This window comes from Bordetella genomosp. 8 (genome assembly GCF_002119685.1).
Taxonomy (GTDB): domain Bacteria; phylum Pseudomonadota; class Gammaproteobacteria; order Burkholderiales; family Burkholderiaceae_B; genus Bordetella_C.
Map to the genome: position 1 here is coordinate 4,530,818 of NZ_CP021108.1, position 22,561 is coordinate 4,553,378.

A 22,561-nucleotide genomic window follows, 5' to 3' on the forward strand; every position below is an offset into this window, starting at 1 on the left:
TTCAGCCTTGGCTCGATGCCAGTTTGATGGCGCCGTCCCGAGGCGCCACTTTTGCGCCAGGAGCTGCCATGGGAATCCCTTCGATGATCACCTTGTCGGTGGGTGAGAGACCGGCCTGGATAACTCGCAATCCGTCACGCAGGTCACCGAGCTGGACATGCTTGGGGACCACCGTGTTATCCGGCCCGAGCGTCAGGACCATTCGCTCGGATTGGTCGGCCAGAACAGCTGAGTCCGGCACCAACAAAGCGGGGACTGCAGCAGAGTAAGGCAGGCGAACACGAGCAAAGGCACCTGGCGTCATGAGTAGATCAGGATTCGAAACCACGGCTCGCGCGTGGATGGTGCCGCTGCTACGATCCAAAGTGTTGTCGAGAAAATTCAGCCTGCCCTCGCGCTCATAGCGCTTCTCATCGCTCAACGAAATCTCGACCTTGTTCTCCAGCTGTGCCTGCCCCTTAGGCTGCGACCGCATAAACCTCATGTAGTCGGCCTCGCTCATGTCGAAATTCAGATAAACGGGGTCTAACGACACCAGCGTGGCCAACAGCGTTGTCGGGCTACTCGCTCCTCGGCTACCAGCCACCAAATTCCCCACGGATACTTGGTGCGTCCCGATCCGACCGGTGAAGGGCGCGGCGATCTTCGTGTGGTCCAGATCAAATTGAGCATCGCGGATGGACGCTTTGGCGGCGTCCACCGAGGCTTGGGCCTCACGCTTTTCAGCAGCTCGCTGATCGACGTTCTGCGCACTGCCCGCATCACCGCGCTGAAGTGTCTGAGCGCGAACCAGTTCTCGTGTGGCGAGCTCTAGACGTGCATTGGCAGTCGCGAGTTGTGCCGTAGCCTGGCTGAGCTTGATCTCGTAGGGAACTGGGTCAATAACAAACAGCACGTCCCCTTTTTTAACGACGTCACCATCCTTGAAACGAATGTCGGTGAGCGTTCCACCGACTTGGGCACGGAGTTCGACCCGGTTTACCGCTGCAAACTGACCGAGGAATCCAAGCCGCGGCTCGATGTTGCGTTGTAACGGCAGCGCAACCGAGACGGTCGGCAGTGCTACAGCGACAGGTGCATTTGCCGCTGATGACTCGGAAAGATGCCAGGCGACGCCAGCCGCCACCAGCGCCGTGAGCGCAACGATCGACGTCGCGCGAAGTCTCTTGCTCTGCTTGGCGGGCCGCACTCGGATGCTGGATGGGAGTTCTACGACCCGCTCGATGCTGTCTTTCATGGTGATCCTCTTTCAATTTGGTGATGTCGACATTGCGTGTTCAAGGAAGACGGTGCTGGCGATACGTCTCTGGATCCTTCGTGCGCTCACGTGCTGTTCAGCCGCAGCCCAACGGTTAGAGTATCGGTTGACGCTATCTGGACGTAATGATGCTTGTCGTACTCTAAAAATGCAATGGTTAGAGTATGGTTTATTACTATCAATGCTGTGTTCCGGTAGAGCCTTCCTATTTCGCGCTGGTTTCTGCCTACAGGACACCGGCTTAGATATCGGCTTGACACTAAACAGCATTTTTTAGATAATTGTGACCATCTAACTGCCAGCGTCATCGTGCAGGGTCGGCCATCGCTGCGCTAAGCAGCCATGGTTACTGGAGCGAGATATGAAGAAGTCGAGAGCTGAAGTAGCTGAAACCCGGAACCGGATCGTCGATTCGGCTTCGCGGTTGTTCAAAAGCCAAGGGATCGAAAGCACCGGGATATCGGAGATCATGGCGGCGGCCGGACTGACTCCCGGTGGGTTTTATCGTCATTTCCCCTCTAAGGAGGCACTGGTCGCGGTGGCCTGTGCTTCCAGCATGGAAGTCTTGGTGGAGTCTGCCGAGACCGCGTCCGAAGGTGGAGCTGAGTCCTTTCTAAGGCACCTGGAAGATTTCCTCTCAGCTGAATACCGAGACGACACGCTGGGAGGCTGCCCATTGGTGGCTATGGGCAGTGAACTGGTGCGTTCCAATCCTGATACGCGCAAGGCGGCATCCGATGGCTTCCAAAAGCTCACGGACATCATCGCCAAGTGGATGCCAGTGGGCGACGCTTCCAAGGCAAAGGACGCCGCGATCTTCACGCTAATTTCGATGATCGGCGCGGTCACGATGTCGCGAGTCGTGGACGATCCCGAACTCTCGAATCGGATCCTGCTCGTGACCAAGGAACGACTTGGTAGCGGTGCGACACCGATCGAGAAGGTGGAACGGCGAAGCGACGAGGGGCCTGCTATCGAGTCAAATCCTTGGATATCCTTAGTGATGGAGGGCTCATGAACACCGTGCGCAAAACAATGCCATCACCCGTGGGGGCGCTCACACTGGTGGCGAGGGCATCCAAACTCGTAGCCATCCTTTGGGAGAACGAACGCCCGGGTCGTGTGCTGCTTGGACCGACGCATGAGGCGAGCGATGATCCAACTCTGCTGGAAGTAGAGAGACAGTTGGAAGAATATTTCTCTGGTCAGCGCTATCGTTTTGACCTCCAGCTGGATTTCGACGGGACCGAGTTTCAGAAGAAGGTCTGGACGGCGTTGCTCGACATTCCTTACGGAGAAACTTGCTCCTATGCAGACATCGCGATGAGAATTGGCAATGCGACTGCCGTTCGGGCTGTCGGCGCAGCCAATGGCCGCAATCCGATCTCGATCATCGCGCCGTGTCACCGCGTAATCGGGTCATCGGGTGCTTTGACGGGCTATGCCGGTGGGCTGGAGGCGAAACAAACTCTGCTCACATTGGAGCGCGCCCGGATAGTCACACAAGCACAGACGAAGCTTGCCTTAGTGGCGTAGCCGCTCTAGGTACGAGGTATCGCCAAGGCGCATTGGTATGCAGCGGTTAGCGGCCGGCTTATGGTTCAGCAGTGGGCAAGTCCAAGTGTCTCCTCGTAGCCGAGAGCCTGTATTTAGCCCATAAATTTCTGCCGGCCGCGCAACTAGTCATCGACAAGGTTAGGCCGCCTGTTAATCACGAGCGACTTGAATGCCGCATGGAGCGTGGGGGATAGCGTGTCTGGATACGCTCTCGTCTGACGGATGAGAGACAGCACGCGCATCATGTCGTCCGCGATCTCGTGGTCCACGCTCCAAAGGTCCGTGAGATCAAAGCCACCGCAACTGGTCGCGTTCCACCACGCGAGAAGAAAATCCGCGACGCGCTTACTTTGCCCCGTGTACTGCTCCGCAATTTTGATTAGCCGCCAGAGTGCGTCGATGCCCTCCTGGCGCATCGCGGGGTCCGCCTGCTCACGACGCACCTGTGCCTCCCTGTCGCGCCTGCGTTGTAGCTCCGCTTGCGCGGAAGCCATCACCTGCGGATCCGATTTGCGCAAAGGCACTGGTTTCGCCTCTTTCGCCCCTCTACGGATATTCTTAACCGCAGTGCGCGTGGGCTTCGCATCAGTCTTGGTCAACAATGCTTCCACCGCTGCAGGTGCGTCGCGGTGGGCGCTGGCGAGCTCGTTGGCCAATGTGACATCCTGGACCTTACCAGTCACCACGGCTTGAGCGACAGGGTCAGGCAGTGAGAGCATGCGAACATGTTGACTCACCCAGGCCTTGGATTTGCCGAGCATTCCGGCGACATCCGTCTGCGTCATGCCTTCGGAGAGCTTGCGCCCGATGAAGTCTGCGATCTCGCGCGCAGTTAAATTCTCGCGCTGAACGTTTTCGATGACTTGGTCGATGTCGTCAAAGTCCGGGTCTACGAATGCCGGAACCTGCGTCAGTCCTGCGACCCCAGCGGCGCGGAAACGGCGGTGCCCATGGTTAATAACAAAATGACCTGGCATGGTGGGATGAGGACGCAGCGAAATCGGCGACTTAATGCCCTTCTTCTTGATCGACGCGGCCAGCTCCTCGATGCTCTCGGCGCTGAATCCGGGGTTCTCATCCGTCCGAGAGTTCCCTTCGTCTTCGTGAATCACGGCCGGATCGATGTAGGCCGGTTCGCCGGCGGTACGTATCGGTGCATCCAGCATGGACGCCAGATCGCCGAGTCCTGCCAGGTCAATGCCAGCGTCACCTTCGGGTTTAGCGGCTAAACTCATTTCGCCACCCCCATCTTGTCGAGGACATGCACGCCGAGCGCGCGCATTTCGGCACCGGCCGCGCGAGCTGAGGTTTTTCGGCTCTTCCAGACTGCCTCCCCCTTTGCCAACGCCTCTGCGACGCTCGTGCGCAGGCCGATGACTACCGGGGCGAGCAGCTTTTCGTTAGTATTTCGAACCGCAGCAAGGTGGCGCACCTGCCTCGGATTGCGGCTATCTACCCGGCTCGGCACGATCCCAAGGAAAGAAAGGCTCGGGTTGTGCTGCCGCGCATTGAGGATGACGCGCATCATCCCCTTGATGCCTTCGATGCTGTAGTCCTCCATCTCCACCGGGCTGATGACCGCATCGGCATTGCGGAGAGCCGTGACCGTCGCGATCCCGATGCTCGCGGGGGTGTCGATCACGCAGAGGTCATAGCCCTGCGCTTCGAAGACCCGCAGATTTACCGGGTAATTCATGAGCGCCTGATCCAGCGGCAGATAGATGACGTTGGCAAGCAAATGGTCGGCCGCGATCAATCCGATCGGATCATCAGACGCTGCTGCCGGCGGCGGCGTGTCGAGGAACAGGGAACTGGCAGGAATGGTCAGCCGGTACCTATCGAGCGTCTTCGACAAGTTGCCGGTATCGAGATCGACGGCCAGGACACGCAGGCCTGCCTCCGCGGCGTGAAATGCGATATGAGCAGCGGTAGCGGTCTTGCCCACTCCGCCTTTGTTCTGTGCAACGACAACGGTTTTCATTGGATGATCCTCTGGAGATCGGAACTTCCTCACCGCCTGGCTCCGGCTATGCCGGTTTAGCGGCTAAACACATGCCGAGCTTCCTAGAAGGCATCGCAGCTGCGGCATGCGAAATGGACGCGCCATTGAGTCAGCGGATAGACTTTTTTCCGCCCGTCTCATTTGCACGCGGTGCGTCTACTGATTCGAAATACTCGTGGAGCGCCTGGACCGTCTGTACACCGGGGTTCCGTACCTCTCCATACCTGATTTTGCGCAGGTGACTAATAGATACCCGGGCCGCGTCCGCGACCGATTGGAGCTCTGCATAGGGCACCGCACGAAGCCGTGCGAGCACACAGGCAAAGAATGAAAGTTCGCTCATGCGAATATTCTAACCCATATATGGGTTGTTGCAACCCACATTTATCCATCAGCGCGCGGCATAGTGCGGTATGGCAAAAAAGGCTAGTGAACTTGTCGCGGCTAACGTGGACCGGCTTATGCGGAAAGCCGGGCTCTCGAATGCCGCCCTGGAAAAGAAAAGTGGTGGCCGGCTGAAGAGGTCCACTGTGGACCGCGTGCGCCGCGCACAGGGAAGCGCCGGTGTCGACAGCATCGCCGAAATTGCGCGCGCCCTAGGTTTTGATCTGTGGCAGGTCTGCGTGCGCGACCTGGTCCCCGAACGCCCACCGGCGCTGGTAGATCCGGCTATCGGCGATGCGGCGGGGCTCTCCGCAGGAGAGCGTGAACTCCTGGCTAAATTTCGATCATTGAGCCCTGCATTCCAACGACTTGTGCTCAACGACCTCGAGCGATACCTTCAAGCGGAATCGCAGAGCGAAGAGAAAAAGGGGGAGCACACCAAGCGCCACGCATAGGAGCGCGCCACAGGTGTGTAAAGCTGCGGGTAAAGCGAAGGTCTACTGCCTTGACATAAATAAGAACGGCACGCGCGGCCCAATATTAAGACCAAATATTTCGAATAAATCAAATAATGTCATTCAGTTCCCTATGCGATCTGGGGCTAAGTCACGCCCTTAACAACCTATATTTGGGTTGACAATGTTTATTTACGGGTTATCATCCTTTCTAACACCCAAATTTGGGTTGGCTCTTTAACACGACGAAACACAACACGTCCCGCGTTCGCTGAGAAGCGCCGCGATCGGGAGATAGCCGCATGCCCTGGACGAAAAAGAAGCGGCAAGAATCAGTGTGCCAAGTGGTGGCCCGTGAAGCCCGTCGATCGAAATAGGTCGGCGTAGTAAATCCGGACAGGTGCAGAGCCTGACAGGCACATTGATCTCGCGAGAGCGACGACTCACCGTGGCAACGCCGTTAAGACGGCCAGCAATCAGGTCGCTCGAATGAAAGCCGAGCAGATACATGCGGGAATCCGACTGCAACGCCTTCACGCGAGCGCCCCAGCAACAGCTTCATGCCTCACGTGGCGAGTAACGTGTCTGGCGAATACCAGGTTCGGAGAACAACGCACCTGTGCCGTGCAAGTCGGCAAGACGCCGCCTGCGTCGCGGTATCTCGCAGGCGGCATCCGAATCGGCGTTCACATCAAAGGCCCGTGTTTAACTGCTAAACACGCCCCGCGGAGCGCACCGATTCGGATGGGCTGTTTAGCAGCTAAACACATGCTTTGCCATTGGGACCTTTCCATGGATCGCAAACTTTACCCAGCGGAGATCTCCGTGGGTGGCGCGAGCCGCGCCTACTCCCCCGAATTCCAGACCGAAGAACAATATGCCGCTTCGTGGAAGCGCGTGCTTGTGCTTTCCCACGGGAAGGCCGAGGTGCGTTGCCTGTGTCCTGGCCTCGGTGAGAAACGCCTCTCGATTCACAGCCGTTCCAATTCGGATCGCTTTCACCTAGCGCGATTCCCCGATACCGGCCCGGAACATAGCGAAGACTGCGTCTATTACGGCGTGGATCCCGGAATGTCAGGGCTCGGCGCCTATCGTCGCGGCGTTGTCCAGGAACTGGATGACGGCAACACGAAAATCAAACTCAAGGTCGGCCTGCAGCAAAGACCGACATCAGCTCCGGAAGACGGCCCGCCGGAGCTGCCAAAAGAACAGAAAGCGTCATCCGTGCGCCGAGGTTCTAGCCAGGCGAGCATGTCGTTGCTTGGCCTGTTGCACTATCTATGGACCCAGGCCGGTTTTAACGTGTGGGCGCCTGCGATGCAGGGCAAGCGGACGCTCGGCGTGCTGCATCACCACCTGCTTCGAGTAGCCACCGCAACGTATGCTGGCCGCGTACGCCTATCCGGCAACCTGCTGATCTCCACGCCGACGGCAACAGGGCGGCAAGCCGACCTGAACAAAGCCAAGGCAATGGAGGCCATGAATCGGCGTCAACGCCTCATTGTGGTCGCGCCCCTGGCCCAGTATCAAGCCGGCATGGAGGAGGCGCAGCGCTTGCCGATTTCGGGCTTTCATGGCATCCCCCATCTCGCGCTTACGCCCGAGGCCTGGGATGTCCTGCAGCGCAAGTTCCGTATCGAGGTCAACGGCTGGATGTCCGGCGAACAGGTCGTGGCGATGGTCCAGACCGATGTACCGACTCCCATGGGCGGCTCGTTGCGCGCACAAGTCAACGACATCGCCCTGATGCTGACGACGCCGCAATGGATCCCAGTCGACTCTGGTTACGAGGCTGCCGCCGCGGCCAGCCTTGTCGCCGAAGGGCGCCGCTTCGACAAACCACTGCGCTTCGATTCAGGGCAAGACCAGGTCTTTCCGGACTTCTGGCTACTGGACGCCGGCGATCCCCTGCCGATGGAGGTGTGGGGCATGTCCGACACCGACTATATCGAGCGCAAGAACGAGAAAACCGCGCACTACGACGAAAAGTACGGCGCGGGTAATTGGTGGCAATGGGATGCAGCCTCCGGCGTCCCACTGCCATCTTTCCCGAGCGCGAGATTGCGGACTGTGTAATGCGCCTCCCGCAGCGCGGCCAATACTGCCGCGCGGTATTCTAGGATTTGCAATGACACTTGATCACAGCGACTCCCTGGCGAATCTTGACGTTGCTTTGCGTGCCGTCGAAATCTACGCGCAACGTCATCCCCGACCGAGCCAAGTGACTATCACCCAGGCGGCTGAAATGCTGGGCCTGAGCCGTCCGACAGTTCGAGCTCTGATGAAAGGCGGTAAGCTTGCCCTGAATGGGTGTGGCCGCATTCCTATCGAGCAAGTTGACCGGCTCTTGGCGCCTAATGGCTCCCCAAAAAATACCCACACCGCGCTGAAAGCCGCATAAACGCTGGACCTACGATTCCGGTCTCGGGCACCACCGACGACTTCCGATCGGAAGCAGCCGGGCCGGCCGACGGTCGGCACCGCGGGATGCGGACGGCCCGCGCCGCCCCTTCTATGTCCCGACGCGCAACGGGCCGTTCAGCTTGCGCAACACCGCCAGCACGCTCTGCGCGGTGATCCGCCCGGTCTTGGGATTTTCCGACGGGATGTTCTGGATCTCCATCGAGAAAGATGCGGAGTCCGAATCAACTTCGACGCGATGGATATTGCGTTCCAGCTTGGGATCGGCCCAGATTTCCAGGGTCGTGCGCTCCGGCCCGATACCGGCCAGCGAGACGCTGACGGCGACGTTCAGGTTGGCGGGAAAGCCAACCGCCGCCTCGCGCGGGGATCCGCGGAATACCAGTGTCGGCTCGGTGATGCCGGAAATGTCGATGCCGTGCGTTTCCAGGTAAGGCGCCCCCAGCAGACCACGCACGGGCTTGCGGGTGATCATGGTGACGGCATGGATCTGGCCTTCCGCCGCGGCCGTCAGGGCGTCCAGCCCCAGGATGGCGCCGGATGGAACAAGTATCTGGCCGTGCTTGGCGCGCGCCAGCTCGATCAGGTCCGGGTGCGACAGCAGCGCGCCCGAACTGAGGACGACGACCTTCTTGCCCGCCTGCAGCATGGGGCGCACCGCTTGCTCGAACACGGCTGCCGGGGCGCATTCCACCACCACGTCGCACAGGGGCTCCAGGCCATCCAGCGTGGTGAACAACGGCGCTTGGCCCTTCCATTCGAAGGCGGCGTGGCGGCGCGGATCGCGCACCGCGACCGCGGCCAGCGAAAGTCCGGGCACCGCACCGGCGTCCAGCGACCTGGCCACCGATTGGCCGATGGCGCCGAAACCGGCGATGCCGACACGAATTCCGTTCATATGCATTCCTGAGTCAAAGTTGGAAAACGACGCGCGCGGAACCAGACCGGCCGATTCGATCCCGCGCAACGATAGGGGAAGAGGGGCGCATCATGAGCCGCGCTCCGGCGCATCGGCGAGGGCGCGTTCGCCGGCCTCTTGCATGGACGCGCGCGCTTCGGCCAGCACCCAGGCGCGAAAAGTCTGGATGGCGGGCCGCTCCAGCGACACGTCCTGCGTCAGCAGGTAGTATTCGCCGGCGCTCTTGACGGGCCACTCGGGCCGGTAGGGCACGACGAGGTCGCCGCGCCCAGGGTAGCCATCGATCAGCACGTCGGGGACCAGCGCGACACCCTTGTGCTCCTGCGCGGCGCGCAATGCAATATAGAAGTGGCCGACGTCCAGGCCCGGCCGGCGCGCCGGCAGCGACGCGCCCTGCGCGCGCAACCAGTCGCGCCAGGCGTTCGGCCGGCTGGCGGTATGGATAAGCTGGAAGGTGGTCAGGTCGGCGAGCGACTCGACGGGACCTCCCTGTTCGTACAGCCGCCGCGACATCACGGGCACCAGCACGTCGTCGAACAGGTAGTCGGCGCAGATGCCATCCCAGCGCTGAACCAGGGTCAGGTCGATTCCGGGCAGCCCGCGCGGATAATGGCGGCCCGCCAGGGGCCCGACGCGGATGGCGATATCGACGCCGTCGGCCTGCATATCCAGCGGACGGATATCGGAAACCACGCGGACTTCGATATGGCGATGCGTGGAGGTGAAAGACGCCAGCCGCGGCATGAGCCAGAGCTGTCCAATGGTCGGGATGGTGCTCACGATCAGCACCTCGTTGCGATCGCGATCCAGCATTTGCCGGGTGGCGTTCTCCAGGTCGGACAGCACGCGGCGGCACGCCTCGAAGTACTGGATGCCGTCGGCCGTGAGCTCCACCTTGCGCGACTGGCGCACGAACAGCTTCTTGCCCAGGTAGGCTTCCAGCTTGCGCACCTGCAGGCTGACCGCGCTTTGCGTCACCGCCAGCTCATCGGCCGCGAGCGTGAAGGAACCATGACGGGCCGCGGCCTCGAACGACCGGACGGACGACAGGGAAGGCAGATTGCGCGTAAAGGCCATCGACAACCTGCTCCACGTCGTTATGGTGTCCGGCGTTATTGCATTTCAATATGGGCGTCCTTGATGACACCCGCCCAGGTCACGTTCTCTTCCTGCACGTAGCGGGTGAACGCCTGCCGGTCCATCGGCAGCGGATCGATGCCCCCCGCGCGGAACTTGGCCTGCAGCTCGGGGGATTTCATCGCGGCGGTCAGCGCGGCACTCAATTTGGCGACGATGGGTTCCGGCGTACCGGCGGCCACGAACAGGCCGAACCAGGTGCTGGCATTGTAGTCGACCCCCAGTTCCTTCAAGGTCGGCACATCGGGCAAGGCGGCCGAGCGCACGTCCGTCGTGATCGCCAAAGGCCGCACGCGACCGGCCTTGACGTTGCCCAGCGTGGTGGGCAGCGGATCCACGAGCAGGGCGATCTGGCCGCCGATCAGGTCGACCGTGGCCGGGGCGCCGCCCTTGTACGGGATATGGCGGAAATGCGTGCCCGCGCGGATGTTCAGCAACTCGGCCTGCATGTGGTGGCTGGTGCCGAAGCCGGCCGAGCCATAGTCCAGCGATCCCGGCTTGGCCTTGTCCGCCGCGACCAGGTCGGCGAACTTCTTGTAGGGCGAATTGGCCGACACGATGATGACGCTGGGCACGGAAGCAATGCCGCCGACCGGGATCAGGTCCTTGGCCGTGTAACCCGCGCTCTTGTACAGGTGCGGCGCCACCGCCATCGTGCTGGCCGCGCCCAGCAACAGGGTATAGCCGTCGGCCGGGCTGTTGAGCGCCGAAACGGTGCCTATCGTTCCGCCGGCGCCCGGCTTGTTCTCGATGACGATGTTGCCTTTCAGCGTCACCGACAGCGCGTTGAACAACTCACGGCCGATGATGTCGTTGATGCCGCCCGCCGGAAAAGGCACGACGGCGCGAACGGGTCGGGACGGATAGTCGTCCTGCGCCCTGGCCGCGCCGGGCAGGACCAGGGCGGAAAGCGCGGCGCACAATCCGATGCCAAGGCCGAGCAATCGCTGGGTGATACGCATATTCTGACTCCGCGGTTGGGCTGGCGCCGGACGGCGGCCAGTAAGCAACGGCGAGTCTAGAAGCCACGACGGCCAGTGACAAACGACTAAAAGACGGCCCAGCGCGAGAAAATCTTATGCACCAGGCTGGACGTGCGCACCATATGGGGGACTGGATTGCCGTCGCGCCCAGCTGCACGGACCGCTTCGTCCAGGCATAACTTCCCCAGGTCTGATGCTTCTACGGGGTTCATAACCTCGGTGCGGAACTGGAATCCCACGGTGGCTACGAATGCGCTCAACCAGCTGATGTCATGGCACATTAGTGCTATTTGGGAGGGGCGAGGATCATGGGGAAAATCGACCTGAGAATATCGCGGAATGAGTTCTTCCGCGATTATTTTGAGCGCAATTTCTATATTCAAGAGATGGCGCTTGCCGCAGACCTGCTGACCCGAACCGACATTGAAAGCCTACTGTACGGGGCCGACCCCTGCGATGGGACGGTACGAATTTTCTTGAACGGTGTAATACCTATAACTGAGTATGCGCGCCCCTACAACGATATAGACGGGCCAAAATACCGGTTCATGGCTGAACGTATCCAGCGCTTGTTCGCGGAGGGCGCAACAATAGTAATGAATCGCGTGGATAACAAGATTTCCTCCGTTGGCACCATATGCGACGAAATAGCAGAGTTCGTTGGCGAACGCGCAGTGGCAAATGCATATATATGTTCCGGCGGTGTTGGTACCTTTGGAAAACACTGGGATACCCATGACGTCTTTGCGATCCAGTTGCACGGGCGAAAACGATGGAGGATATACGGCTCCACACACATACTTCCACTCGCTCACCAGACCAGCAGAGACCACAAGGCGCAATGTCCAATCGTCCCGCTGTTTGATGCGGACATACGCGCAGGAGATCTTATTTATATTCCTCGAGGCTGGTGGCATGAAGCAACTCCCCTGGAGAACCAGATTTCCACTCATATCGCCATCGGAGTTCATACGACCAAATACATCGATTATTTGATCTGGTTCTGTGAAACCGTAGGACCTACGTTAGTGGAATCAAGAGCGAGCATGCAAGACGAAGAAAATTCTGCGCTCCTCACAGCCGCCCTTCTACCCAAAATCACCACGCTCTTACAAAAGAAAGAATACGTGAGAGAGTTCCTCGAACAGCGATTTGTGCAGCCCATGCCGCGAAATTTTCTCGTAGGTAGTGAATAAAGCGGCACCTCTACTAATCGACAGAAGGAGACAAAGCCTTGGCCATCAATAGCATTAATTCGTCCGCAACGTATTTCACGCTCGCGAACGATGCAATCAGCCTCCAACGAGACCGCCGTGACTCCGCCGGCGATCAGGAACTGGTCGTCACATTACCCCCCAACTCCAGCGTTATATCCCGACGGGAAATCAATAACTCAACTACGATCGAGATTACGTGGCCGACGGGTGAGCGCTCGTCATGGAACAGCGGGGAAGCAGTCACCTGCTATATTCTTTCCACAGGCTTTTCCTTGCTAGGAGCGCGGGGCGGTCCCAAACTTTCTGCATTTCTGGGCGTGCTCGCGAGCAAGGGCTGCAGTTACGCATTCCAAGCCGCGAGCCAGGACGGCGACAGCTGATATTGGGCGAACGCCAAATTGAACTGCAAAGCATGTACATGAAGATCTACCGGGAACGCGCTTATGTCTACCTCGGTTTGGTAGGGATCCTTCTGGCCTCCACCGTTCTACCAATCAGGTTTTTGTTCACTGTCGTAGCTGATTCGATCGCTTCTTTCTTTCCAATTGCACTCACGGTTCTGGCGCTATCCCGTGTCCTTCGTCGCGCTCTGGCATCCGAGAACGACGAAAAGCTCCTGGGGATAAGCACCATTAGGTTCTGTGTTGGATTGGGTGTACTCGGGGCAGCGCTCATGGCAACCTACCCTTTTATCGAAAGTGCCTGGCCGCCCCGATTTGGAATGACCATCTGGCTCGCGGATATCGAGATTTATTTATATCATCGCGAGTCGATCAACCGCAGGGCATCTGCAAAGCCTGAAGCGGCTGCTGGATCAAAGCTACTGCAGACTCGTCGCTTTCCACCAAGCGAATAGAACAAGACCACTAACGGCCCGGCTTCGCTTATCCGACCGATAAGCTCGTGGCTGAGCAGGCCGCGCCTGCGCCGATATTGTGGCTAAGCCGCTTCCAATCCGCCACGCCGGCCAGCCGCTACCTTTCTCGCTATTTGTAACGTTCCCTACTGTTGCAAGAAGACAGCCAGAGTCGCCCATTTGTCTCTACAAAGCGACAATAAAGTAAGTCTTTCCTTTCTCTATCAGATAGTTAACGTAGAATCAAAACTACGATGTCGCATCATTATTTGTAATATTTCCACGCTGGAAGCGACATATTTGTATTTATTTGAAATATTTCTATCTGGGCTTGGAGAGGCCGACCATGGACTTCCTATCGAACATCAGAATCGGCACCCGCCTGGCGATCGGCTTCATGCTGGTCCTCGCGCTTTCCATCGGCTCCACCGCATTCGCCCTGATCGAGGCCCGCCATAACGCGGCGGAGACGCGGCTGATGATGGAAAAGCCGTTGACGAAGGAGCGCATCACGGCCGACTGGTACGTCTTCATCTACTCCGCGATCGCGCGCACGGCGATGATCGCGAAAAGTACCGACGGCACCCTGTCCGACGTCTTCGCGGACGTCATCGCGGACAGCGTCAAGCAGGGCGGCGCCTTGCTGAAGAGCCTGGAGGAACTGATCTCCAACGACGAGGAGCGCAAGCTCTACCAGGCGTCGGTGGATGGCCGCAACGCCTACCAGAAAGCGAAGAACGATGTCATGGCCGCGAAGATGGCCGGCGACGCCGCGAAAGCGGACCGCGCGTACACGCAGTCCTTCCTGCCCACGGCCAAGGCCTATCAGGAAAGCGTGCAAGCCTTCCTTGCCTATCAGCGCAAGCAGATCAATGCGATCTCGGCCGACATTGCCGCCGCCAACGAACGCAGCATGGGGTTATTGATGCTGCTCGGCGCCCTGCTCGTCATGCTGGGTGCGGCCTGTGCCGTCGTCATTACGCGCAGCATCACGCGGCCGTTGCGATCGGCGATCGCCGTCGCGAACCGCGCCGCCGAAGGCGACCTGACGGCGCGAATCGCCACCACGTCGAAGGACGAGATCGGCGACCTGATACGGGCGATGGAGACGATGAACCGCGGCTTGAAAGAGATCGTCCGTGACGTCAAGTCCGGCACGGACCTGATCAACAACGCTTCGGCCGAGATCGCCAGCGGCAATCTCGACCTGTCCTCGCGGACCGAGCAGCAGGCCGCATCGCTGGAGGAAACGGCCGCGTCGATGGAAGAACTGACCGCGACCGTCAAGCAGAACGCGGAGAACGCGCGGCAGGCCAACCAGTTGGCCGTCTCCGCTTCCCAGGTGGCCGCCCGCGGCGGCGCGGTCGTCAAGAACATGATCTCGACCATGGGCGCGATAGACGGTTCGTCGCGCAAGATCGTCGACATCATCGGCGTCATCGACGGCATTGCCTTCCAGACGAACATCCTGGCGCTGAACGCGGCGGTCGAAGCGGCACGCGCGGGCGAACAAGGGCGCGGCTTTGCCGTCGTCGCCAGCGAGGTGCGCAATCTGGCACAGCGTTCGGCGTCGGCCGCGAAAGAGATCAAGTCCCTGATCGACGACTCCGTCAGCAATGTGGTCGCGGGCAACAAACTGGTCGCTGAAACCGGCGGCACGATGGATGAAGTGGTCGGCAACATCCGGCAGTTGGCCGAAATGATGAACGAGATCGTGGCGGCCAGCCAGGAACAGAGTACCGGCATCGAACAGGTCAATATCGCGATCAGCCAGATGGACCAGGCCACGCAGCAGAACGCCGCATTGGTCGAACAGGCGGCGGCGGCCTCGCAATCCCTGCGCGACCAGGCCGATACGCTGGGACGCGTCGTCAGCGTATTCAGGATCGATGCGGCGGATACCGGCAACGCCGCCAATGCGTCCTTGGGGATGTCCGGCCATGCGCACACGCTGCTCGCGCGACCGGACGATGCCTACGTAGCCGCTGCCTGAGCCGCACCAGCGGCGGGACCGCTGGGGGGCTAACGCTGCCGACTCAGGTAAGCGTATCCCAGCCCACCGGCAAGCACGGACGCCAGCAGGATTGCCATCTTGGACGCGTTGACCGCGGCAGGATCGGCGGGGAATGCCAGGTTGGCGATGAAAATCGACATCGTGAAACCGATGCCGCCGAGGATGCCGGCGCCCACCACATGCCGCCACCTGATATCGGACGGCAGGCGGCACAGGCCAAGCGCGACCGCCATGAAGCTGAACAGCACAATGCCCAGGGGCTTGCCCACGACGAGGCCGAGCATGATCCCCAGGCTGTTCGAACTCAGCAGCTCCGACGCCCAGCCGGCGCCGATCACGATGCCTGTGTTCGCCAGCGCGAAAAGCGGCAGGATCAGGAAGGTGACCGGCTTGTGCAGGGCATGCTCAAGACGGTGCGATGGCGATTCCGCATCGTCCTGCCTGGCCGAATACGGGATGGCGAAGGCCAGCAGGACCCCGGCGATCGTCGCATGCACGCCGGACTTGAGCATCAGGAACCACATCAGCGCACCGCCGACCAGATACGGCAGCAAGGCCATCACCCGCATCAGGCGATTCATGGCCAGCAGGCCCGCGAACACGGCAAGCGCGCCGAGCAGGTACGGCACCGACAGGTTGGCCGTGTAGAACACTCCTATGACCACGATGGCGCACAGGTCGTCGATCACCGCGAGCGCGGTCAGGAATACCTTGAGCGAAACGGGCACCTTGTTGCCCAGCAGCGCCAACACGCCGAGCGCGAACGCGATGTCCGTCGCCATGGGAATCCCGGCGCCGGCCTGCGTGGGCGTGCCGCCGTTGAGCCCCAGATGGATCGCCGCCGGCACGACGATGCCGCCGATGGCGGCCAGCATGGGCAACAGCGCATTCTTCAGGTCCGACAGCTCGCCGCTATAGAGCTCGCGCTCCAGTTCCAGGCCGATCAGCAGAAAGAACACCGCCATCAGCGCGTCGTTGATCCAATGTTCGATGCTCAGGCCGGCCAGCGGGAAATGCCACAGCGCAAGGTAGGAGGCGCCTAGCGGCGAATTGGCGATGGCAAGCGATGTGACGGTGCACAGTATCAGCACGATGCCACCGGCCTTGCCCGATGCGATGAATTCCTTGAAGGTGTCGGAGATGCGTTGCTCGGTGGGCATTACGCGTCCCCCGGGAAGAATTGATCAGAGAAAGCGGAAACAGCGGTGATGGCAAAGGTGAGGTTCATAACGGTCGCAATGTAGCCGCGTGGCGGCCCGACCAGCGCGTATCCTGTCATGCCGTCGCGGCATGATCACCCTTGGACGGCATTCTAATTCAGGGCGTCGCTGTCGGCGCTTCCTTGATGACCTGCCGCAGGGCCGTTGCGAAGCGGCGGGCCGTCGTCGACAGTGGACTGTTCGCCGCATGAAGCAGCTGTATCTTGTGCGGCAGCACGGGATCCGTGGGACGCAATACGAAGTCTCGCTGGAAGTCGGGGTGATATCCGAAGGACTCGATCAACGCGACGCCCACGCCTTGCCGGACCAGCGCCAGGGCCTCGGGCGTGGCGCGGATTTCGATGTCGGGCTGCAAAGGACTCTCGCCCGAATTCATGAAACGCGCGGCCAGGCGGCCGAAAGGCGTCTCGGCCTCGTAGCCGATCAATAGATGCCCACGCAGATCCTCGGCGCGGATACGCATGCGGGACGCCAGCGGATGGCCATGCGGGATCGCGCAGCCCAGCCAGCCTTCGCCTATCTCTTCCGCGGCGACGCTGGCATTGGCGGGCGGCGACATGGATGCGATGCCGAAATCCGCATGGCCCAGAAGGATATGCGGCAACAGCATATCGAAGGCCAGCGGCCGGTAGCGTATCGTCGTGCCGGGATACTTCTCCCGAAAGCGTTGAATGGTGCGGGGAATCAGCCACTCGCTGAAGCTGGGGCTGCTTACCAGGCTCAGCGTGCCCGTGCCGCCCGCACCCAGGCCCGTGGCCAGGGCGTTGAAACGCCCAACGTGGTCGAAGATGCGCTCGCATTCCGTGAAAAGGCGGCGCGCCTCCGGCGTGGGTTGCAAGCGCCCTTTGACCCGCACGAATAAGGGATACCGCAAGCGGTTCTCGGCGGACGCCAGGATGCGGCTGACGGCCGGCTGCGTGACGAACAGCATGCGGCCGGCCTCGCTCAGCGAGCCGGTCAGCATCACCGCGTGAAAGACCTCGATCTGCCGCAGGCTCAGCGCGGCACCGGGGCGAGCTTGTCCAGCCATGGGTAAACGGAAGCGAATAACAGTCGCGGATTGTAGAGCCCTGCCGCAGTGGCCCGTCCATCGCCGGACACGCATGAGGATTTGCCCAGGTCCTATAACAAAAAGCGCACCCGGGTTTACCCGCGGATTGCAAAGAATGGGGAAAATGTAGCTATCTATCAAAGACTTACGAATCCCAGGGAGCGGGATTGCTGCAGCGCATCAGGGCTAACCCTTGCATTTACAGGGGCGCGGCGCTGTTCCATCCTGCGTGGCGATAACGCGATACCGCGATAACGCCATCAACGCCATAACGCCAAACAGGAACACCCCCATGTCCCGCACCGTCACGGTCGCTGCCGCCCAATTGGGTCCCATCCAGAAATCGGAAGGCCGCGAGGTCGCCGTAGGCCGCATGTTGCGCCTGCTGGAACGCGCCCATCAGCGTGGCGCCGAAGTCGTCGTGTTCCCCGAACTGGCGCTGACGACTTTCTTCCCGCGCTGGTACACGGAGAATCTCGACGACGCCGACCACTGGTACGAACAGAGCCTGCCGTCGCCGGCCACCCAGCCGCTGTTCGATGCGATCCGCCGCTACGGACTGACGATCTACCTGGGCTATGCCGAAATCGCGCATGAAGCGGACGAACAGGGCGTGGTGCGCAAGCGTCGGTTCAACACCTCGGTCATCATCGCGCCCAACGGCGAGGTCATCCTCAAGTACCGCAAGGTCCATCTGCCCGGCCATGCCGAATTCGCCACGCACCGCAAGGTGCAGCATCTGGAAAAGCGGTACTTCGAAGTGGGCAACCTGGGCTTTCCCGTCGTGCGCGCCCCGGTCGGAAGGGCCGGCCTGGACGTCAACCTGGGCATGCTGATCTGCAACGACCGCCGCTGGCCGGAAGCGTGGCGCGTGCTGGGCCTGCAGCAGGTCGAACTGGTCCTGCTGGGCTACAACACGCCGGCCGTGAACCAGGACAATCGCGGCTTCGAGGCGCACCACCTGCGCGTGCTGCATTCGCAGCTCGCCATACAGTCCGGCTGCTACCAGAACGCCTGCTTCGGCGTGGCGGTGGCCAAGGCGGGCAAGGAAGACGGCTTCGAACTCTTCGGCCATTCCATCATCGTCAACCCGCAAGGCGAGATCATCGCCATGGCCACGACCTGGGACGACGAACTGATCGTCGCGGACTGCAATCTGGATATGTGCGAACTGGGACGCACCACGATCTTCAACTTCGAGAAGCATCGCCGGCCGGAGGCCTATGGCCGCATCGTTGAACAGGTCGGCAGCAGCGCGCCACCCGTCTGGAAACCCAGCAAGTCCTGATGGGACGAACTCCCCGCTTGCATCGTCGCGCATGAATGCGCATGAATGCCAGGACCGCACCAAGCCGAAGCAGCGACCCGATTTGACGCCACACCGAACATGGAACTGACCGCCCTTCCCGCCACCATCGAACACGAAATGCTCGGCACCCTGCGTGTGCCCGGCCACGAGGACGTGCTGGCCGCCGCCGAACGCATCCGGCCATATGTACGCCATACGCCGCTGCTGCGTTCGCCCAAGCTCGACGAGCTGGCTGGCGCGCCAGTCTGGCTGAAGCTGGAAAACCTGCAGGTGACCGGGTCCTTCAAGGCCCGCGGCGCCTTCAACGCCCTGCTCAATCTGGACTCCGCACAACGCGCCCGCGGCGTCGTCGCCTATTCGACCGGCAATCATGGCCAGGCCGTCGCGTGGGCCGCGCGTACGCTTGGCATGCCGGCCACCATCGTCATGCCGGTGGATGCGCCGGCCAACAAGGTCGAGAAGGCTCGCCGCCACGGCGCGCGGGTCGTGCAGTACGACCGCGAGCGCGAAAGCCGGGAAACCATAGGCATGCGCCTGCTGGAAGAGACGGGCGCCACGCTGGTGCCGCCGGGCGATCATCCCGACGTGCTGGCCGCCCAAGGGACGCTGGCGCTGGAGGCCTTGCACGATCTGCCGCCGGAAGCGTTGAAGAACCTCGGCCTGTTCGCCACGCCTTGCGGCGGCGGCGGGATGGCCGCCGGCTGCGCGCTGGCCTTGCAGGCCCTGGCGCCACAAGCCCGCCTGGTAGCCGCCGAACCAGCCGGCTACGACGATACCGTGCGCTCGCTGGCCAGCGGCAAGCGCGAGCCGAACGCGCCGGGCGCGAAGACGCTGTGCGATGCGCTGATGGCCGCCATACCGGCCGAACTGCCCTACGCCATCAACGGCCGCCGCCTGGACGCCGCCGTGGCCGTGACCGACGAACAGGTCATCGATGCCATCCGGTTCGCGCTGGAAGAACTGCGCCTGGTGGTCGAGCCGGGCGGCGCGGTCGCCTTGGCCGCCTTGCTGGCCGGCCACATATCCACCCAAGGCAGGGACGCGCTCATCGTCCTGTCGGGCGGCAACATCGACCTGCCGCTGTTGGCGCACATCGCGCAGGAGGCCATTTGAAACCCTGTTCCCGCATTTTCCGTTAAGTCCGTCTCCTCGGTTTTCGCAGCACCTTGTGTTTTACCGGCGCGCCATTCGTTGGGGGCGCGCCACCCAGAATTTCTATAACAGTCCAAGGAAAGATCCATCATGCCGTTCTCGCACTTCCGCCGCATCGCGCGCGTTCTCACCGCCGGCTGCATCGCCGCCGCACTCCCGATCGCCGCCCACGCCGCCTACCCCGAGCGCCCGGTCACCATCATCGTGCCGTTCAACACGGGCACCACGCCGGACATCCTGACCCGCCTGCTGGCGTCCGTGCTCAGCAAGGACACGGGCGGCAGCTTCGTCGTGCAGAACAAGGTGGGCGCCTCGGGCATCATCGGTACCCAATACCTGGCCAACCAGCCGGCCGACGGCTATACCTTGGGCTACGCCAACGTGGCGACGCTGGCCATCAACCAGTCCCTGTATGCCAAGCTGCCTTACGATGCCGACAAGCAGCTCGCGCCCGTGGCCCTGACCGGTTCCGTGCAGAACGTGCTGGCCGTGCGTCCCAGCCTGGGCGTGAAGAGCGTCAGCGAGCTGATCGCGCTGGGCAAGAAGGAGCCAGGCAAGCTGGTCTACGCCTCGGGCGGCAACGGCACCACGGGCCACCTGAGCGCCGCGATGTTCGGCGCGATGGCCGGTGTGCAGATGATGCACGTCCCCTACAAGGGCGGGGTCGAGGCCGACCTGGCCGTGTTGCGGGGTGAAGCCGACCTGGTGTTCGACAACATCTCGTCGATCTCGACATTCATCGACCAGGGCAAGGTCATTCCGCTGGCCGTGACCGGCGCGACACGTGATCCCCTGCTGCCCAACCTGCCCACGCTGGACGAACTCGGCCTGAAGGGCTACCGTGCTGTGGCATGGACGGGTTATGTGGCGCCCGCGGGCGTCGATCCCAAGATCCTGGACTGGCTGAACGCGGCGATCAACAAGGCCCTGGCGGAACCGGAAGTTCAGCAGAAGCTGAAGACCCTGGCCTACGTGCCCACCATCAAGCCGCGCCAGGCGCTGTTCGATCTCGCCCATGAGGAGCGCCCGGTGTGGGCGAAGGTGATCAAGGACGCGAACGTTCACGTGGACTGATCGAACCGCCGCCCCCTTTCAACAATCGACGCCGCAGCCGCGGCGTCGCCCTTTTCCGGATAGAACGATGACCCGTGCAGCCCAGACGCATTACGACACCCTGATCCGCGGCGGCACGATCATCGATGGGTCCGGCGCGCCGCGCTTTACCGCCGACGTGGCCGTCGCCGGCGAGCGCATCGTCGCCATCGGCGAACTTGCCGACGCAACGGCGGACCAGGTCGTCGATGCCAGCGGCATGATCGTCGCCCCGGGCTTCATCGATTCACACACGCACGACGACCGCTACCTGCTGATCAACCCTGGCATGCCGGCCAAGCTCAGCCAGGGAGTGACCACGGTCGTCACGGGCAATTGCGGCCTGAGCCAGGCGCCCTGGCTGCCGGGCAAGCGCAAGGACGTCCCCGCGCCCATCAATCTGCTGAGCACGGATACGGCCGACTTTCCCTACGCCACATTCCGCGCCTACCTGGAAAAGCTGGAGAGCGATCCCGCCGCGGTCAATGCCGCGTGCCTGGTCGGCCATACGTCGCTGCGCGCCGCCGCCATGGACGACCTGGACCGTCCCGCCAATGAAGCCGAAATCGCGCACATGCAGGCACTGCTGCGCGAAGCGATGGAAGCCGGCGCCATCGGCCTGTCCACGGGCACGGCCTACCCCACCGCCATGCCGGCCACTACCGAAGAACTGATGGGCGTGGCGCAAGTGCTGCGCGAGTACGGCGGCATCTACACGAGCCATATCCGCGACGAAGCCGACCAGATCTTCGCCGCGCTGGACGAGGCCTTCGCGGTGGGCGCCGCTGGCGACGCGCCCGTGCTGGTCTCCCACCACAAGCTGATCGGCCCCAGGAACCACGGCCGTTCCGTGCAGACCCTGGCCCATATCGCCGAAGCCGCGACACGCCAGCCCATCCGGCTGGATGCCTACCCCTACGTGGCGGGCTCGACCATCCTGCGCAAGGACCGCCTGGCCGTATCCAGCCGCATCATCGTCACCAAGTCCGAACCGCTGCCGCATTACGCGGGCTGGGACCTGGACAAGATCGCCGAAGACATGGGCGTGACGCAGGAAGCAGCGGTGGACGCCCTGCAGCCGGCGGGCGCGATCTACTTCATCATGGACGAAGCGGACGTCGAACGCATACTTGCCTATCCCGGCACGATGATAGGGTCCGACGGTATTCCGAGCGATCCGGCGCCGCATCCGCGCCTGTGGGGAACCTTCCCACGCGTGCTGGGCTACTACTGCCGCGACATGCAGCTGTTCACGCTGGAAGAAGCCGTGCACAAGATGACCGGGATGACGGCGGGATACTTTCGCCTGCCCGAGCGCGGCCTGCTGAAAGCGGGGCACTACGCCGACATCGTCATCTTCGATGCCGAGACCATCGCCGACACCGCCACCTGGTCATCGCCGACCCGGCAGGCCAAGGGAATCTCCTGCGTGTTCGTCAACGGAGTCGCGGCGTGGTGCGACGGCGCCAGCACGGGAACACGCACCGGCGCCGTCGTGCGACCTATAGGACCGAGTAGCCTTTAGCATCTGCCC

General features: G+C 61.7%; 21 protein-coding genes. 13 read left to right on the forward strand and 8 right to left on the reverse strand.

Annotated features, from left to right (window positions below; translation table 11 throughout):
* Position 1 precedes the first annotated feature (1 nt).
* Complete coding sequence (locus CAL12_RS20555; protein WP_086066313.1) at positions 2 to 1,237, reverse strand: efflux RND transporter periplasmic adaptor subunit; 1,236 nt, start codon at positions 1,235 to 1,237, stop codon at positions 2 to 4.
* Between the two features lie 382 nt (positions 1,238 to 1,619).
* On the opposite strand from CAL12_RS20555, the gene CAL12_RS20560 reads away from it, so the two are divergent.
* Both CAL12_RS20560 and CAL12_RS20565 read left to right on the forward strand, forming a co-directional pair.
* Positions 1,620 to 2,276, forward strand: coding sequence for a TetR/AcrR family transcriptional regulator (locus tag CAL12_RS20560; protein WP_086066314.1), 657 nt, complete (start codon positions 1,620 to 1,622; stop codon positions 2,274 to 2,276).
* A complete protein-coding gene (locus CAL12_RS20565) occupies positions 2,273 to 2,794 on the forward strand; it encodes a methylated-DNA--[protein]-cysteine S-methyltransferase (protein ID WP_086066315.1) in 522 nt (173 codons plus the stop codon). Before CAL12_RS20560 ends, CAL12_RS20565 begins: the two co-directional genes overlap by 4 nt.
* A gap of 143 nt (positions 2,795 to 2,937) precedes the next feature.
* On the opposite strand, the gene CAL12_RS20570 is transcribed toward CAL12_RS20565, so the two are convergent.
* Together CAL12_RS20570 and CAL12_RS20575 are read right to left on the reverse strand one after the other, a co-directional pair.
* Positions 2,938 to 4,050, reverse strand: coding sequence for a DUF7673 family protein (locus CAL12_RS20570; RefSeq protein ID WP_086066316.1), 1,113 nt, complete (start codon positions 4,048 to 4,050; stop codon positions 2,938 to 2,940).
* On the reverse strand, positions 4,047 to 4,796 hold the full coding sequence (locus tag CAL12_RS20575) for a ParA family protein (RefSeq protein WP_086066317.1): 750 nt from the start codon (positions 4,794 to 4,796) through the stop codon (positions 4,047 to 4,049). Before CAL12_RS20575 ends, CAL12_RS20570 begins: the two co-directional genes overlap by 4 nt.
* Positions 4,797 to 5,278: 482 nt before the next feature.
* Here CAL12_RS20575 and CAL12_RS20580 point away from each other — a divergent pair, with 482 nt between their 5' ends.
* The 3 genes from CAL12_RS20580 (at position 5,279) to CAL12_RS20590 (ending at position 8,057) form a co-directional block, all read left to right on the forward strand.
* Complete coding sequence (locus tag CAL12_RS20580; protein ID WP_232464579.1) at positions 5,279 to 5,656, forward strand: hypothetical protein; 378 nt, start codon at positions 5,279 to 5,281, stop codon at positions 5,654 to 5,656.
* Between the two features lie 792 nt (positions 5,657 to 6,448).
* Positions 6,449 to 7,732 carry a DUF1173 family protein gene (locus CAL12_RS20585; protein WP_086068016.1) on the forward strand — a complete coding sequence of 428 codons (1,284 nt, stop codon included), beginning with the start codon at positions 6,449 to 6,451 and terminating at the stop codon, positions 7,730 to 7,732.
* A 52-nt stretch (positions 7,733 to 7,784) separates the two neighbouring features.
* Positions 7,785 to 8,057: a helix-turn-helix domain-containing protein gene (locus tag CAL12_RS20590; RefSeq protein WP_086066319.1), complete on the forward strand. Its 273-nt coding sequence runs from the start codon at positions 7,785 to 7,787 to the stop codon at positions 8,055 to 8,057.
* A gap of 111 nt (positions 8,058 to 8,168) precedes the next feature.
* Here the strand turns inward: CAL12_RS20590 and CAL12_RS20595 are convergent, their stop codons facing one another.
* From CAL12_RS20595 to CAL12_RS20605, 3 genes are all read right to left on the reverse strand, one after another.
* Positions 8,169 to 8,975, reverse strand: coding sequence for an aspartate dehydrogenase (locus tag CAL12_RS20595; protein ID WP_086066320.1), 807 nt, complete (start codon positions 8,973 to 8,975; stop codon positions 8,169 to 8,171).
* A 90-nt stretch (positions 8,976 to 9,065) separates the two neighbouring features.
* On the reverse strand, positions 9,066 to 10,073 hold the full coding sequence (locus CAL12_RS20600; protein WP_086066321.1) for a LysR substrate-binding domain-containing protein: 1,008 nt from the start codon (positions 10,071 to 10,073) through the stop codon (positions 9,066 to 9,068).
* A 35-nt stretch (positions 10,074 to 10,108) separates the two neighbouring features.
* Complete coding sequence (locus CAL12_RS20605) at positions 10,109 to 11,095, reverse strand: Bug family tripartite tricarboxylate transporter substrate binding protein (protein ID WP_086066322.1); 987 nt, start codon at positions 11,093 to 11,095, stop codon at positions 10,109 to 10,111.
* Between the two features lie 329 nt (positions 11,096 to 11,424).
* Here CAL12_RS20605 and CAL12_RS20615 point away from each other — a divergent pair, with 329 nt between their 5' ends.
* The 4 genes from CAL12_RS20615 to CAL12_RS20620 all read left to right on the forward strand — a co-directional run bounded on the left by CAL12_RS20615 (position 11,425) and on the right by CAL12_RS20620 (position 15,182).
* Positions 11,425 to 12,312, forward strand: a complete 888-nt coding sequence (locus CAL12_RS20615; RefSeq protein WP_086066324.1) for a cupin domain-containing protein — start codon at positions 11,425 to 11,427, stop codon at positions 12,310 to 12,312.
* 38 nt (positions 12,313 to 12,350) lie between these two features.
* Complete coding sequence (locus tag CAL12_RS28140; protein ID WP_157793053.1) at positions 12,351 to 12,713, forward strand: hypothetical protein; 363 nt, start codon at positions 12,351 to 12,353, stop codon at positions 12,711 to 12,713.
* Positions 12,714 to 12,745: 32 nt separating this feature from the next.
* Positions 12,746 to 13,189 (forward strand): hypothetical protein, encoded by a 444-nt coding sequence (locus tag CAL12_RS28145; RefSeq protein ID WP_157793054.1) that lies wholly within the window; start codon positions 12,746 to 12,748, stop codon positions 13,187 to 13,189.
* Positions 13,190 to 13,535: 346 nt separating this feature from the next.
* Complete coding sequence (locus CAL12_RS20620) at positions 13,536 to 15,182, forward strand: methyl-accepting chemotaxis protein (protein ID WP_086066325.1); 1,647 nt, start codon at positions 13,536 to 13,538, stop codon at positions 15,180 to 15,182.
* A gap of 29 nt (positions 15,183 to 15,211) precedes the next feature.
* Here CAL12_RS20620 and nhaA read toward each other — a convergent pair whose 3' ends face one another.
* Positions 15,212 to 16,363 (reverse strand): Na+/H+ antiporter NhaA, encoded by a 1,152-nt coding sequence (nhaA, locus tag CAL12_RS20625; protein WP_086066326.1) that lies wholly within the window; start codon positions 16,361 to 16,363, stop codon positions 15,212 to 15,214.
* A 157-nt stretch (positions 16,364 to 16,520) separates the two neighbouring features.
* Positions 16,521 to 17,453 (reverse strand): LysR family transcriptional regulator, encoded by a 933-nt coding sequence (locus CAL12_RS20630; RefSeq protein WP_086066327.1) that lies wholly within the window; start codon positions 17,451 to 17,453, stop codon positions 16,521 to 16,523.
* A 313-nt stretch (positions 17,454 to 17,766) separates the two neighbouring features.
* Here CAL12_RS20630 and CAL12_RS20635 point away from each other — a divergent pair, with 313 nt between their 5' ends.
* From CAL12_RS20635 to CAL12_RS20650, 4 genes are all read left to right on the forward strand, one after another.
* Positions 17,767 to 18,762 carry an N-carbamoyl-D-amino-acid hydrolase gene (locus CAL12_RS20635; RefSeq protein WP_086066328.1) on the forward strand — a complete coding sequence of 332 codons (996 nt, stop codon included), beginning with the start codon at positions 17,767 to 17,769 and terminating at the stop codon, positions 18,760 to 18,762.
* A 99-nt stretch (positions 18,763 to 18,861) separates the two neighbouring features.
* Positions 18,862 to 19,896 carry a threonine ammonia-lyase gene (locus CAL12_RS20640; protein ID WP_232464580.1) on the forward strand — a complete coding sequence of 345 codons (1,035 nt, stop codon included), beginning with the start codon at positions 18,862 to 18,864 and terminating at the stop codon, positions 19,894 to 19,896.
* Positions 19,897 to 20,025: 129 nt separating this feature from the next.
* Positions 20,026 to 21,009, forward strand: coding sequence for a Bug family tripartite tricarboxylate transporter substrate binding protein (locus CAL12_RS20645; RefSeq protein ID WP_086066329.1), 984 nt, complete (start codon positions 20,026 to 20,028; stop codon positions 21,007 to 21,009).
* Positions 21,010 to 21,076: 67 nt separating this feature from the next.
* Complete coding sequence (locus CAL12_RS20650) at positions 21,077 to 22,552, forward strand: N-acyl-D-amino-acid deacylase family protein (protein WP_086066330.1); 1,476 nt, start codon at positions 21,077 to 21,079, stop codon at positions 22,550 to 22,552.
* Positions 22,553 to 22,561: the final 9 nt, after the last annotated feature.

What these genes read in the sequence shown, in the direction of transcription:
- CAL12_RS20570 (WP_086066316.1), bottom strand. Translation starts at nt 4,050, where the DNA reads ATGAGTTTAGCCGCTAAACCCGAAGGTGACGCTGGCATTGACCTGGCA.
- CAL12_RS20590 (WP_086066319.1), top strand. Translation starts at nt 7,785, where the DNA reads ATGACACTTGATCACAGCGACTCCCTGGCGAATCTTGACGTTGCTTTG.
- CAL12_RS20635 (WP_086066328.1), top strand. Translation starts at nt 17,767, where the DNA reads ATGTCCCGCACCGTCACGGTCGCTGCCGCCCAATTGGGTCCCATCCAG.
- CAL12_RS20620 (WP_086066325.1), top strand. Translation starts at nt 13,536, where the DNA reads ATGGACTTCCTATCGAACATCAGAATCGGCACCCGCCTGGCGATCGGC.
- CAL12_RS20575 (WP_086066317.1), bottom strand. Translation starts at nt 4,796, where the DNA reads ATGAAAACCGTTGTCGTTGCACAGAACAAAGGCGGAGTGGGCAAGACC.
- CAL12_RS20630 (WP_086066327.1), bottom strand. Translation starts at nt 17,453, where the DNA reads ATGGCTGGACAAGCTCGCCCCGGTGCCGCGCTGAGCCTGCGGCAGATC.
- CAL12_RS28145 (WP_157793054.1), top strand. Translation starts at nt 12,746, where the DNA reads ATGTACATGAAGATCTACCGGGAACGCGCTTATGTCTACCTCGGTTTG.
- CAL12_RS20640 (WP_232464580.1), top strand. Translation starts at nt 18,862, where the DNA reads ATGGAACTGACCGCCCTTCCCGCCACCATCGAACACGAAATGCTCGGC.
- CAL12_RS20560 (WP_086066314.1), top strand. Translation starts at nt 1,620, where the DNA reads ATGAAGAAGTCGAGAGCTGAAGTAGCTGAAACCCGGAACCGGATCGTC.
- CAL12_RS20600 (WP_086066321.1), bottom strand. Translation starts at nt 10,073, where the DNA reads ATGGCCTTTACGCGCAATCTGCCTTCCCTGTCGTCCGTCCGGTCGTTC.
- CAL12_RS20605 (WP_086066322.1), bottom strand. Translation starts at nt 11,095, where the DNA reads ATGCGTATCACCCAGCGATTGCTCGGCCTTGGCATCGGATTGTGCGCC.
- CAL12_RS20615 (WP_086066324.1), top strand. Translation starts at nt 11,425, where the DNA reads ATGGGGAAAATCGACCTGAGAATATCGCGGAATGAGTTCTTCCGCGAT.
- CAL12_RS20555 (WP_086066313.1), bottom strand. Translation starts at nt 1,237, where the DNA reads ATGAAAGACAGCATCGAGCGGGTCGTAGAACTCCCATCCAGCATCCGA.
- CAL12_RS20585 (WP_086068016.1), top strand. Translation starts at nt 6,449, where the DNA reads ATGGATCGCAAACTTTACCCAGCGGAGATCTCCGTGGGTGGCGCGAGC.
- CAL12_RS20565 (WP_086066315.1), top strand. Translation starts at nt 2,273, where the DNA reads ATGAACACCGTGCGCAAAACAATGCCATCACCCGTGGGGGCGCTCACA.
- nhaA (WP_086066326.1), bottom strand. Translation starts at nt 16,363, where the DNA reads ATGCCCACCGAGCAACGCATCTCCGACACCTTCAAGGAATTCATCGCA.
- CAL12_RS20650 (WP_086066330.1), top strand. Translation starts at nt 21,077, where the DNA reads ATGACCCGTGCAGCCCAGACGCATTACGACACCCTGATCCGCGGCGGC.
- CAL12_RS20645 (WP_086066329.1), top strand. Translation starts at nt 20,026, where the DNA reads ATGCCGTTCTCGCACTTCCGCCGCATCGCGCGCGTTCTCACCGCCGGC.
- CAL12_RS20580 (WP_232464579.1), top strand. Translation starts at nt 5,279, where the DNA reads ATGCGGAAAGCCGGGCTCTCGAATGCCGCCCTGGAAAAGAAAAGTGGT.
- CAL12_RS20595 (WP_086066320.1), bottom strand. Translation starts at nt 8,975, where the DNA reads ATGAACGGAATTCGTGTCGGCATCGCCGGTTTCGGCGCCATCGGCCAA.